Here is a 12,048-nt window from a genome sequence, read left to right on the forward strand (position 1 = left end):
GCGCGGGCCCCGCTACTTCGGGCCGGTCAGGCGGCGCTCGCCCTCCGTCGTGAGCACGAAGACCTGCCAGTTGTAGTAGGCGTAGTAGGCGCGCGGGTCGCGTTTCATCCGGCGGGCGTGCAGGAGGATCGCGTTCACGTACGCCCGCGACGGGTTGTAGGCGTGCAGGGCCCGGCGGTAGTCGCGGGGCGCGCCGCTGGCGCGGAGGTAGTTGGCCGCGCCCATGATCGCGTCCCGGGGGTCCTGGACGTCGCCGCCCATCCCGTACGCCCGCCAGGTCGCCGGCATGAACTGCATCGGGCCCTGGGCGCCCGCGTGGCTGTCGGAGCGCACCCGGCCGAACTTCGTCTCGGCGAGCATCACGGCGGCCAGCACCTCCCACTCCACCCCGAAGCGGCGCTCGCCGCGCTTGAAGTACCCGAGCAGCTCGGCGGCCGGGCGGGCCGGCTGGACCTTGAAGGCTTGATGGGGCGGGCCAGGGCGAGCAGCTCGCGGATGGCGGCGACGTTGTCCCTGGCCTGTCCCGCCAGGGCCGCGGGGAGGCGGGCGAAGGCGCGGTCGGCGAGGGTGCGGTGGCGGGCGGCGTGGCGGTAGAGGCGCTGCTGGTAGAGGGCCAGCAGCTCGACGTCACGCGGCGGGCCGCCCTTGGCCGGCTTCCAGCGGTCGATGGCCTCGTCGAGCGCGGCCGTCGTCTCGCGCAGGGCGGTGGCCAGGCGGGCGGGCGTGGCGGGAAGCGGCTCGCCGGGGGCGGGAAGGGCCCGACCGGCTCCGGCCTCCGCCGTCGGGCGCGCCGGCCCCGCCTCGTCCGGCCCGCCGGACCGCCCGTCGGACCCTTCACCGGACGGCTCTCCGGTCCGCGTCGCGGACGTCGCGCCGGCCGGGTGGGCGGCCGGCGAGGCCGCGCCGCAGCCGGTCAGCGCGCTGACGGCGGCCGTCGCGGCCACCAGCGCGAGGCTGACAGGCCGGCGGGCGCGGGCGGCGCCGGTCCCCCTGGTCAGGCGGCCCCATGGCGGGCCGGCCTGCGGCGGGAGCGGGGTGCCGGGGGTGGTCGGGGGTCGCTGGTCCTTCATGGTCGGCCAACCTACCCGGATCATGCCCCCGGAGGCGGCGTCCCGCGCCTCAGTCGGGGGTGGTGGAGTGCCACCGGTCGGACGTGGCGGGCTCGCCGGTGAGGTGCTCGTAGGTGCCGCTGACGTCCAGCAGCCGGTCCAGCGCGGCGGGCCGGTCGTCCAGGTGCAGCCGCGCCCCGGCCTCCGTGACCTGCCGGTGGACGGTCAGCAGGGCCGACAACCCGCTGGAGTCGCAGATGCGCAGCCCGCCGCAGTCGAGGCGCACGTCGGTCAGGCCCCCGCCGTCCAGCGCGGCGACGACGGTGGTGAGCAGTTCCCCGGCGGTGGTGAAGTCGAGGTCGCCGCCGACGGCGACGCGCAGCGCCCCCGGGCCGGACGGGTCCAGGACGAGGGTCAGCGGGAGGGGGACGAAGGCGGTCATGCGGTCTTTCCGGGATGTCCGGGGAACGGGGAGGGGGACGCGGCGCGGACGGCGTCCCGCCCGTGCGTCATCATGGCCGTGGCCCGTGGAAATTCCTCCAGCCGCCCGCCGAGCAGGTCGAGCGCGGGCAGCAGCGTACCGGCGGGGACGCCCCGGGCGACCAGCACCCCCGCCGTCCAGCCGAGGAAGCTGCCGAACAGCTCGGGGTCGTCCACGTAGAGCGCGGCGGCCAGGAAGTCGACGATGTGCGCGATGTCCTCGGCGGTGTGCCTGCGCTGCTGCGGCGTGTACGCCGCCATCGCCGGGACGCGCTCCTCCAGACCGTTCATCACGTCCCTGACCAGCCGCCGCGCCGACCGGCTGACCATGGTGTACTCCTGGTCGTCCAGGTGCGGCAGGTCGTCCGCGGCCTGGCGGGGAGCGGGCGGGCGGGGCAGCGGGCCGGCCGCCAGGCGGTCGGCGGCGGCCCCGCCGTCCGGGGCCCAGGCGTCCGCGCCGAGCAGGCGGGCGTAACGGCCGCCGGGCCCGAAGGCCGCGCCGCCGGCCATCACCGGGGTGCCGGTCGCCTGGCAGGCGGTGATGGCCGCGTGCGCGGTGGGCAGCCGGATGGGGATGGAGCTGGACAGCGCGACCACGTCGCAGGCCGTACGGTGCAGGTGGGCGATGAGGTGCGGCGTCGGCACCTGGGCGCCCAGGTAGTCGACCCGCCAGCCGCGCAGCCGCAGCACCTCGGACAGGATCCGGGCGGGCATGGCGTGCCACTCGCCGTCGATGCAGGCGACCGCGACCCGGCCGGCGGGCGGGCGGGAGGCGGCGGCGCGGGCCACGGGGTGGTGGGCGAGCGCGGCCAGCACCCGCTCGTTGACGGCGGTCGCGGCGTGCTCCTGCGCCACGGTGAGCCGGTTGGCCTCCCACTCGCTGCCGACCCGGCCCTGCACGGGCGCGACGACCTCCAGGAGCAGGGTCTCCAGAGGGATGCCGGAGTCGAGCGCGGCGAGCGCGGCGTCGGAGGCGGCGTACTCGTCGCCGGCGACGGCGGCGTTCCAGAGCTTGTCCCTCCAGGCGGAGAGCCCGGAGGGGAGCTCGTCTGTGCACGTCATGCGGTGAACCTTCCCCGGCCGTTGCCTCCCACCGCGCTGAGGTGCGCGCCGCGCGGCGCGGTGATGGCGATGACGGCCATGTCGTCGTGGTCGCCACCTCTTACCCACTGGGAGGCCAGCATCTCCACCCGTTCGGCGATCGCCTCGGGGGGCATGCCGCCGCACTGCCGCAGCTCCTCCTTCAGCCGCTCGTCGCCGTACATCTCGTCGCCCAGCGGGCCTCCCCTGGCCTCGCTGATGCCGTCGGTGTAGAACAGGCACGTCTCGCCGGGTTCGAGCAGCACGGTGTCGGTGACGCTGGTGACGCGCTCCAGCATGCCGATGATGGTGCCTCTGGTACGGGCCTCCTCGACGCGCCCGTCGGCGCGCACGACGAGCGGCGGCGCGTGCCCGGCGCTGGTGAGGCGGAGCCGTACCCGGTTGCCGACCCGCAGCAGCGAGGCCAGGACGAGCGTGACGAAGCGGGTGCGGTCGCCGCCGGTCAGCAGCACGCCGTTGAGCAGTTCGAGCACCCGCTGGTGGTCGTCGGCCTGCGGCAGCAGCGCGTGCAGCGTGTGCCGGATCTTGCCGGTGAGCACGGCGGCCTCCAGGCCCTTGCCGGCCACGTCGCCGAGCACCACCAGCGACTCCCCGCCGGGATCCGCGTGGGCGTGCAGGTCGTAGAAGTCGCCGCCGACGCGGGCGGTCTGCTCGGAGGGGCGGTAGCGGGCGGCCACCTCGACGCCGTGCAGGTTGCGGACGCGGGGCGGCAGGAGCTCGCGCATCAGGGTCTCGGTGATGGCGGCCTGTTCGGCGTACAGGCGGGCGGCGGACATGGCGGCGCCCGCGCGGGCCGCGAACAGCCGGGCGAAGACCTCCTCGCCCTCGGAGAAGCCGGCCTGGCCGCCGCGGCGCAGCAGGACGAGCGCCCCGGCGGGGACGCCGTGCCCGGGCAGGGCGCTCACCACCATCGAGCCGATCTCGCCGAGCCCGTCGCGGGCCAGCCAGTCCGGCGCGGTGGCGGGATCGATCCAGCGGGAGGGCAGCGGCGGGTAGCCCTGCAGCGCCTCGGCGAGGCCGGGCACGCCCTCGGGGTCGACCGCCAGTTCCTCGCGGATGACGACGCCGTCCTGGCCGCAGTAGGCGATCGGATGCCGGCGGCGGTAGGGGGGCAGGATGACCAGCGCGGCGTCGGCCAGGTGGCGGGCGGCCAGGCGGGCGGTCACCTCCATGCAGCGGTCGAGGTTGAGCGAGGACAGCAGTTCGCCGGAGGCGGTGTCGAGGAACGCGGTCCGCTCGCGTTCGAGCCGCAGCGCCCGGGTGGCGCGTTCGAGGTCGGTGACGTCGTCGAGCCACCAGGCGATGGCGTCGCCCTCGCGCACCGGCCGCGCCTCGACGGTGGCCGGCCCGACGGGGCCGCGTTCACGCAGGTCGCCGGCGGCTGAGCCGGAGACGAGGACAGGGCCGAGGGCGCGGGTGTGGGCGCAGGACAGCCAGGCGGGCGCGGCGTCCGCCAGCGACGCTCCGGGGTGCGCCGCGGGCAGCAGCCGCAGCGCGGCGTCGTTGGCTCGGATGATCAGGCCCGCGGCGTCGACCACCAGAACCGGGTGGGGGGAGCCACGCCACAGGGCGCCGGCTCCGTCCTGTCCAAGGCCGCTCATGAGACCTGTCACAACAGCGAGCCCGCCTGGACGGGCTCTGCCTCCTCGTGTCGTAGAGGTTCTTTGACCGATTTCATCCACTGTAGCCGAGCCTCGCCGTTGCGGCGCCGCCCACCGGCCGCGATCAGCCCGGCAGGTAAGGGCCCTCCACGACGGCGGCCAGCCGCTTGGCGAGCACGGCCAGGTCGGAGGCGGTGAAGCGGGCCAGGCGGCCGGTCAGCGCCAGCTCGTACGTCCCGCCGCGCGGCGTCGCCGTCAGCCCGAGGTCGAAGCCGCCGTCGTCCACCTCGTGCTCCCACACCCGCACGTCGAGACCGGCCCAGCCGGCCGGCGGCGCCGGATCGCCCCGGTGCACGAAGGCCGCGTGGAAGGAGGGGTGCACGCCCGGCAGCCGGTGCCCGCCGAGCCCCGAGACGAGCGCGTCGAACGGGATCTCGTTGGCCAGCGCTCCCGCCACGGTCTCGCGGACGCGGGCGAGCAGGGCGGGGAAGCCGGTCAGGCCGTCCAGCCCGACGCGCAGCGGCACCAGGTTGACGAACGAGCCGACGACCGGCTCCAGCTCGCGGCGGCCGCGCCCGGAGGTGACGGCGCCCGTCACGAGGTCGCGCCGGCCGCTGATCTCGTGCAGCAGCACCAGGTACGCGGCCAGCAGCGCGGCGAAGGGCGTGACGGGCCCGCCCCCCGCCGGGCCGTCACCCCCTCCGCCGCGCAGCCGCTCGACGACGGGCCGCCCGACGCGCACCCGTGCCGTCGCCGACGCCCGGCCCTGGGCGGCCGGGACCGCGGGCAGGCGAGGGAACAGCGGTTCCAGGCCGGCCAGGCGTTCCCTCCAGTACGGCAGCCGGCGCGGTGCCCGCTCGGCCGCCCGGCGCAGGGACCAGGCGGCGTAGTCGGCGTACTGGAGGGCGGGCGGCGGCGGCAGCTCCTCGCCCGCGTACGCGGCGGCGAGGTCGGCCGCGACCAGCGCCACGCCGCTCCCGTCGCAGGCGATGTGGTGGCAGACGAGGAGGAGGCGGTGGTCGAGCGGCCCGACGCGGTACACGGTGAGCCGCAGCAGCGGCCCGCGCTCCAGGTCGAACCGCTCCCCCGCCGCCGCGAGGGCGAGGGCCAGCGCCTCGGGCTCGCGTTCGGGCTCCGGCAGGCAGGTGAGGTCCACGAGCTCCAGGGGCACCGGCTGGGCCGGGCGGACCGCCTGGCGCGGCAGGCCGTCGGCGGCGACGTACCAGGTGCGGAGCGCCTCGTGCCGGGCCACCAGCGCGGCAAGCGCGGCCGCGAGGCGCGGCAGGTCCAGCTCGCCGGTGACGGCGAGGCCCAGGGTGACGTTCGGCGGCGCGGTCTCCGGGGCGGCCTGGGCGGCCAGCCAGACGCGGCGCTGCTCGTGCGAGCACTCCATCGGCTCGCCGGTGCGCGGCAGGACGGGGACGGCAGCGGCGGCGGCCTTGCGGGCGAGCAGCCGGGCCATCAGCTCCCGCCGGTCGGCGGGCACCTCGGCGGGCGACTCTGCTGGGTGCGTCACGAGCGGTCCGCGGCCAGGGCGGCGGGCGCTTCGAGCGCGGCGCGGAGCGCGTCGAGGAAGACGATCGCGTCGTGGCCGTTGACATAGCGGTGGTCGTAGGCGAGGCCGAGGTGCACGGTGTGCCGGACGGCGAACCCGGCCGGTCCCTCCGCGGGGACGAGCTCCTGCTGCGGGGCCGCCAGGGACAGGGCGCAGAGCTGGCCGGGGAAGACGATGGGGACGGCCAGCGTGACCGTGCTCTCGTTGTGCAGGGTGAGGGTGACGTTGCCGCCGGACAGGTCCTCCTCGCGCAGGCCGCCGCGCAGCGCCGCCATCCGGTACGCCATCAGCGTCCGCGAGATCTCGCGCAGCGTGCGGCCCGTGGCGTCGTGGACGACCGGCACGGACAGGCCCTTGCCGACGTCCATGGTCACGCCGACGTGCGCGGTGGAGGCGCGGCGGACCCGGCCGGGGCCGACCGGCGTGGCGAACAGCAGCTCGAACCGGCCCACGAGGCCCGCCACGGCCTTGACCAGCAGCTCCGGCAGGCCGATCAGGGCGCGCAGGGCGGGGGTCAGCTCGCGGGCGAGCCGCAGCGCGTCCTCCACGTCGACCTTGACGACGGTGTAGGCGGCCGGGACCTCCCGGTGGGCGCGGGCCACCACGTCGGCGACCCGCCGCTGTGACACGGGCAAGACGATCTCCTCGTCATCGGAAGCGGCATCGGGAGCGGGACTGGGAGCGGGAGCGGGAGCGGGATCGGCGGGGGCGGGGCGGTCGAGGGCCGGTCGGGCGAGGGCCGCCACGTCGTCGCGGCGGATGATCCTCCTGCCCAGGGCGCGTACGGCGGCCTCGCCGATCCCGAGCTCGTCCATGAGCCGGCGGGCCGGCGCGGTGATCATCACCCCGTCCTCCGCCACGTCGCTCCCGCCCGCCGCCGCGAGCCCGGCGGCGGGTACGCCGGCCTCCCCAGGGCCCGCGAGGTCGCTGAGGTCGGCGAGGTCGGCGATGGTCTGGCCGGGGAGGCATTCGTCGCCCGCCGCCACCCGGTGCCGCAGCACGCCGCCGCCCTCGGCGGCCAGCTCCTCCACGGTCTTGGACGTCTCGATGAGCGCCAGGACGTCGCCGGGCCGCACCGTGGCCCCGTCGGCGGCCACCCACTCCACCAGCAGGTAGCGGGCGTCATTGCTGTTGATCTTGGGAACGACGACCGCGTTCATGCCAGCGCCTCCAGAACGGCCAGGCGGATGGTGTCGGCGTGCACGAGCACCTCGTGCTCCAGGTGCGGCGCCGCCGGGATGACGCTGTCGGCGGCGCTGACGAGCGTGATCGGCCGCGCCAGCCGCCCCCACAGGACGGGGTAGAGCCGGGTGGCCACCTCCGCGCCCCACGTGGCGCCGGCGGTGCCGTCCTCGGCGACGCACACGTGCCGGCCACGCGGCAGCGCGCCCCCGAGGTCGAACGGGTAGAGCCGGGCGGGCACCAGCAGCTCGCACAGCACGTCGTGCTCCAGCAGCAGCTCCCGCATCGCCTCCAGCGCGCGGTGGGCCATGCCGCCGGGGGCGATGATCGTGCAGTCGTGGCCGGCGACGCCCTCGACGGCCACGCGGGCGACGCCGTCCACGAGCTCGTAGCGGAACAGCTCGTCCACGACGCCGTCGCGGAACATGCGCCGCGTGTAGAGCACCTTGTCCTCGAACAGCAGGGCCGGCCGCCCGGCGGCGAAGGCGTCCTCCAGCAGGGCGCGGGCGTCGTGGAACGGGGTCAGCTCCAGCACCGACAGCCCGGGGACGCCGAGGAAGTGCTTCTGCGGGCTCTGGCTGTGCGTCGGCCCGTAGCCGCGCCGGCCGCCCGACGGGCTGCGGACGACCAGCGGCATCGGCACCGGGCGGCCGTACATGGTGGCCGACTTGGCGGCGAAGTTCATGAGCTGGTCGAAGGCGAGCGTCACGAAGTCGGCGAACATGATCTCGACGATGGCCTTGTCACCGCCGAGCGCCAGCCCGGCGCCCGCGCCGACGATGGCGGCCTCGCTGATCGGGGTGGAGCGCACCCGCTCGCCGAACCGCGACGACAGCCCCTTCGTGATCTTGAACGCGCCCCCGTACGGGTCGGCGATGTCCTCGCCCAGCACGTGGACCGTGGGGTCGGCGGCCAGGACGTCGTGCAGCGCGCGGTTCAGGTGTTCCGACACCCGCTCCGCGCGTACGGGCTCCCTCATCGCACCGTCCACTGCGCCGGGGGCCGCGCCGAGACCTCGGCGACCAGGTCGTCCACGTACCGCCGCCACGTCTTGTCGGCCTCGGCGAAACGGCGCGGGAAGGCGGCGGCGTAGCGCTCGTACCAGTCGCCGGCCCTGGCCCGCCGCAGCTCGTCGGCGGTGCGCGTGTCGTCGCCCTTGCTGTGCGGCCCGAGCCGCCGTGTCACGAACTCCACCACGAGAGGGAAGGCGTCCTTCCTGACGGCGGCGACCGGTCCGGCCAGCGCGGTCCTGACGGCGGTCAGGTCGATCGAGTCGATCCGCAGGTACGGGATGCCGAACGCGGCCACCCGCCCCTCGATCGTGCCGGCCAGGCCGCGCTCGGTGGGCGTGGACTGGGCGATGCCGTTGTTCTCCACGACGACCAGCAGCGGCGCGCCCCACAGCGCGGCCAGGTTGAGCGCCTCGTAGACCGAGCCCTCGCCCCACGTGCCGTCGCCGAGGTAGGCGCAGGCCAGCGCGCCGTGCCCGGCCCTGCGCAGCCGCAGCGCCATGCCGACCGCGACGGGCAGGCTCTCGCCCTGCACGCCGGTGGACAGGAACGTGCGGTGGTAGATGTGCTGGCTGCCGCCCACGCCGTCGCAGAGCGCGCCCCTGCGGCCCATGATCTCGGCGAGCAGCGCGCCTGCCTCCTCGCCGTAGCGGGCCAGGAAGTGGCCGTGGCCGCGGTGGTGGCTGAAGGTGAAGTCGTCCTCGCGCAGGAGGGGGTTGAGCGCGACCGGGACGTGCTCCTGGCCGAGGCAGGTGTGCGTGGTGCCGCTGAGCAGGCCCTCGCCGAACAGCCGGAGCAGGGCGTTCTCGAAGTGCCTGATGAGCAGCAGGCGGTCGAGGTCCGCCGGGGCGAGCGGGCTGAGGCCGCCGTGCTCGACGCCCTCGACGATCGTGCCGGTCATCGGGCGGCTCCCTTCTCGGCGGCGCGGGCGGCGGCGAGCCTGGCCAGCGCGGCCCGCCGGTGCGGGTCGGGCGGCGGGTCCGGCCGCCGTCTTGCGGGCGTCAGCGCGGTCAGGTACGCCTCCAGCGCGTCCCGGTCCAGTCCCCTGACGAACGCGCGGGCGGCGTCCGCGGATCGGGCGGCCAGGGCGGCGTGGTGGGCGGGGTCGTCCATGAGCCGGCGCAGGGCGCCCAGCCAGGGGGTCAGGTCCTGGGCGGGCACGACGGGGACGGGGCGGGCGTGTCCGGCGGCGGCCTCGTACCGCTCGATGGGGGCGACCGGCAGCAGGTACGGCACGCCGCGCTTGGCCTCCGCCAGGCCGCCCACGTCGGCGGCGAGGACGGGGACGCCGCGCAGCATGGCCTCGACGCAGGTGTAGCCGAAGGTCTCGTCCCAGAGGGAGGGCATGAGCAGGACGCGGGTGGCGGCCAGGACCGGGCCGAGGTCGTCGGCGGGCGGGGTGAGGCGGATGTTGGGGCGGCGGACGAGGGCCGCGCGCTCCTCGGCGGTGGCGCCCCAGGTCGGGACGGCCTGGAAGGTGAGGTCCGGGCAGGCGTCGGCGAGGCCGAGGAGGATCGGCAGGCCCTTGTAGCCGCAGGGGTTGATCATGGTGACGTACGGGGCGGTGGGGGCGGTGGCGGGCGGGTCGTCGTCGTATATATGCGGATAAATCACCGTGGAGTGCAGATCGGCGTACCGCCGGCAGTGGTCCCGCGCCGCGCGGCTGACGGCCACGACGCCGGCCGCGCGGCGGACCATCCGGGTGCCGGCCGCGCTCGGGTAGAACGCGCCCGGCCCGAAAGGGAGCTGCTGAAGGGTGTGGACCAGGTAGACGACCCGCCCCGGGGTCGCGCGCAGCGCCGCGCCGAGGACCACCAGGCCGGGGTCGTCGGACGGGACCAGCGTCCAGTCGGGCACGAGGCGCGCCGCCACCTCCGCGACCCGCCGGGGCAGCGCCGCCGGGTCGGTGACGGCGTGGACGAGAACTCCGTGGTACAGGTAGGCGACCTCGTCAGGACCAGCGGAGGTGATCATCCTCGCGCCCCGCCGGGTCAGCTCGCCGAGGGCGGCGGCCAGGCCGGCGGCGGACGACGGGCCGGTGGCGAGGGCGCCGGAGAGCGGGGCCACCACGTGCACCTCGTGGCCGCGGGCGGCGAGACGCTCCATGAGCAGGCGGTTCGACTTGTTGGCGCCGCCGTGGGAGGGCAGGTGGATCAGGTTCTGCGCCAGCAGGATCCTCACGACGCCTCCTGCCCGGCCGGCCGGCGCAGGCGCGCGGCCACCAGCCTGCGCCGCTCGGCGGGCAGCGCGGCCAACCGCCTCCTCGCCTCGCCGCCCTGCTCCTCCTCGGTGAGAGGTTCGCCGAGACGGGCCGGGCCGTGGAGGAGGCGTTCCAGGTGGGTGGCGGCCAGGGCGAGACCGTCGGCGGCGTCGCGGGGTCCCGTCCTGGGCGGGTGGCGGCCGTCGCGCAGGGCCGCGCGCAGCGCCTCCGCCACCTCGCCGGCGTCCCAGCGCTCCTCGGGAAGCCACCGGGCGAGGCCCTGCTTCTCCAGCCGGGCGGCGTTGTCGGGCCGGTCGGCTCCGTGGGCGAGGATCACCTGCGGGGTCCCGGCCGCGAGCGCCCGGGTCAGCGTGCCGATCCCGCCGTGGTGGAGCACCGCCGCGACCTGGGGGACGACCTCGCGGAACGGCAGCCGCGCGAAGCGCCGCACGTGGGGCGGCAGCGGCCGCGGCACCGACTCGGCGTGCGGGGCGACGAGCAGCGCGGGCAGCCCGGCCCGCCGGCAGCCGGCCAGCGCGGCGTCGTGGAAGCCGGGGCGCAGCATGCGCCCGGTGCCTCCGGTGATCAGCACCGGCCGGACCGTCCCGTCCAGCAGCTCCGCGGCCTCGGCCGGTACGGGGTCCGCGGAGTCGTCGTCGGGCAGCGGGAAGCCGGTCAGCCGCATGGCCGGCCCGGTGGCGGGTCCCGCCGCGTCGAACCAGCGCGGCCAGAGCCCGAGCCGCAGGTCGGCGGAGGAGAACCAGGCCCGCCAGTCGGGCACGCGAGGCAGCCCGAGGTCGCCGCGCACCGCGTCGATGCCGGGCCCGAGGACGTGCTGGTGCAGGTGGCGGGCGACCTCGGCGGCCAGCGGCTGGATGGGCGCGACGGCGATCCACGCGGCCGGCGCGCCCGTCAGCTCGCGTGCGGCGAGGACCGACAGGGCGGAGGTGTGCCGCCCGGCGAGGACCGTCCGGCCCGGGACGACCCGGGCCACGAGGGCCCGGCATTCGCCCGCGAACTGCTCGAACAGGTGGTTGCGCCGGTAGAAGGACAGCCAGTCGAGGGTGCCGAGGCCGTCGGGGAGGAGCGCGGTGTCCGCGGAGTAGCGGGCGAAGGCGTCGTGGGTGTCGACGGGGACGAAGTCCAGGCCCGCCGCCTCCACCCGCTCCCGGTAGGGGGCGTGGGTCAGCAGGGTCACGTCGTGCCCGCGCTCGCGCAGCACGCCTCCCAGCCGGACGAACGGCAGCACGTCGCCGTCGCTGCCGTGCGCCACCAGCAGGACGCGGGTGAGCGGGCCGCCGGGCGTCACGGCGAGGACTCGCCGAGCGGGGTGCCCTCGTCCAGCAGGGCCCGCACCTCGTCCTCGGACATGCCCTCCAGTTCGTCGAGCAGTTCGGCGAGCTGGTCCTCGGTGACCTCGCCGAGCAGCGTCTCGTCGATGAGCCTGGCGGCCGCCGCGACGGTGAAGTCGCCGGCGAACAGCTCGTCCACGGGGAGCTCCACGCCGTACCGCTCCTGCACCTCGGCGAGGAAGCGCACGACCGTGAGCGACTGCGCGCCGAGCGCGAAGAAGTCGTCGGCGAGGGAGCGCGGAGGAGTGCTCAGGAGGCCGGTCCAGATCCCCATGACGGCTTCCTCGGTCGGTGTCATTACCGTTCTCCGGAGGTTCAGAGGGCAGGGCTGTCTAGTTGGGAGCGCTCCCAAAAAAGACCCCGGGATCGCCCCCAGAACGAGCCTGGAATCACGACTCGGCATTGTCAAGGGAACAGACTCTGTAATGTTTCCGAAACGGGCTTGTAAGGAACCGCAGCTAGAAGCGTTATCGCCCGGTTTCGTGGGGTATTTCCATCAAATTTTCAACTGTCGTTGA

12 protein-coding genes are annotated in these 12,048 nt (G+C 75.8%); all 12 read right to left on the reverse strand.

The window, feature by feature from the left end:
* Window positions 1–12: 12 nt before the first annotated feature.
* Entirely contained in the window at window positions 13–375 is a 363-nt protein-coding gene (locus Nocox_RS26485; RefSeq protein ID WP_020547533.1) for a lytic transglycosylase domain-containing protein, read from the reverse strand.
* A complete protein-coding gene (locus Nocox_RS26490; RefSeq protein ID WP_051112790.1) occupies window positions 360–1,070 on the reverse strand; it encodes a hypothetical protein in 711 nt (236 codons plus the stop codon). The genes Nocox_RS26485 and Nocox_RS26490 overlap by 16 nt, the downstream gene beginning before the upstream one ends.
* 49 nt (window positions 1,071–1,119) lie before the next feature.
* Window positions 1,120–1,491 carry an STAS domain-containing protein gene (locus Nocox_RS26495; protein ID WP_020547532.1) on the reverse strand — a complete coding sequence of 124 codons (372 nt, stop codon included), beginning with the start codon at window positions 1,489–1,491 and terminating at the stop codon, window positions 1,120–1,122.
* The gene (locus Nocox_RS26500) at window positions 1,488–2,591 is read right to left on the reverse strand and encodes a cobalamin B12-binding domain-containing protein (protein ID WP_020547531.1); all 1,104 of its coding nucleotides are present in this window, start codon (window positions 2,589–2,591) and stop codon (window positions 1,488–1,490) included. Before Nocox_RS26500 ends, Nocox_RS26495 begins: the two co-directional genes overlap by 4 nt.
* Window positions 2,588–4,231: a SpoIIE family protein phosphatase gene (locus Nocox_RS26505; RefSeq protein ID WP_020547530.1), complete on the reverse strand. Its 1,644-nt coding sequence runs from the start codon at window positions 4,229–4,231 to the stop codon at window positions 2,588–2,590. The genes Nocox_RS26500 and Nocox_RS26505 overlap by 4 nt, the downstream gene beginning before the upstream one ends.
* A 124-nt stretch (window positions 4,232–4,355) precedes the next feature.
* The gene (locus tag Nocox_RS26510) at window positions 4,356–5,747 is read right to left on the reverse strand and encodes a condensation domain-containing protein (RefSeq protein ID WP_157383495.1); all 1,392 of its coding nucleotides are present in this window, start codon (window positions 5,745–5,747) and stop codon (window positions 4,356–4,358) included.
* The gene (locus Nocox_RS26515) at window positions 5,744–6,946 is read right to left on the reverse strand and encodes a 2-oxo acid dehydrogenase subunit E2 (protein WP_020547528.1); all 1,203 of its coding nucleotides are present in this window, start codon (window positions 6,944–6,946) and stop codon (window positions 5,744–5,746) included. Before Nocox_RS26515 ends, Nocox_RS26510 begins: the two co-directional genes overlap by 4 nt.
* Entirely contained in the window at window positions 6,943–7,947 is a 1,005-nt protein-coding gene (locus Nocox_RS26520; protein WP_020547527.1) for an alpha-ketoacid dehydrogenase subunit beta, read from the reverse strand. Before Nocox_RS26520 ends, Nocox_RS26515 begins: the two co-directional genes overlap by 4 nt.
* The gene (locus Nocox_RS26525) at window positions 7,944–8,879 is read right to left on the reverse strand and encodes a thiamine pyrophosphate-dependent dehydrogenase E1 component subunit alpha (RefSeq protein ID WP_020547526.1); all 936 of its coding nucleotides are present in this window, start codon (window positions 8,877–8,879) and stop codon (window positions 7,944–7,946) included. Before Nocox_RS26525 ends, Nocox_RS26520 begins: the two co-directional genes overlap by 4 nt.
* A complete protein-coding gene (locus Nocox_RS26530) occupies window positions 8,876–10,159 on the reverse strand; it encodes a glycosyltransferase family 4 protein (RefSeq protein ID WP_020547525.1) in 1,284 nt (427 codons plus the stop codon). Before Nocox_RS26530 ends, Nocox_RS26525 begins: the two co-directional genes overlap by 4 nt.
* Entirely contained in the window at window positions 10,156–11,487 is a 1,332-nt protein-coding gene (locus Nocox_RS26535) for a glycosyltransferase (protein ID WP_020547524.1), read from the reverse strand. Before Nocox_RS26535 ends, Nocox_RS26530 begins: the two co-directional genes overlap by 4 nt.
* Window positions 11,484–11,804 (reverse strand): phosphopantetheine-binding protein, encoded by a 321-nt coding sequence (locus tag Nocox_RS26540; RefSeq protein WP_020547523.1) that lies wholly within the window; start codon window positions 11,802–11,804, stop codon window positions 11,484–11,486. The genes Nocox_RS26535 and Nocox_RS26540 overlap by 4 nt, the downstream gene beginning before the upstream one ends.
* Between the last annotated feature and the right edge of the window lie 244 nt (window positions 11,805–12,048).

Origin of the sequence: Nonomuraea coxensis DSM 45129 (genome assembly GCF_019397265.1) — a bacterium.
In the GTDB taxonomy this organism is placed as follows: Bacteria; Actinomycetota; Actinomycetes; order Streptosporangiales; family Streptosporangiaceae; genus Nonomuraea; species Nonomuraea coxensis.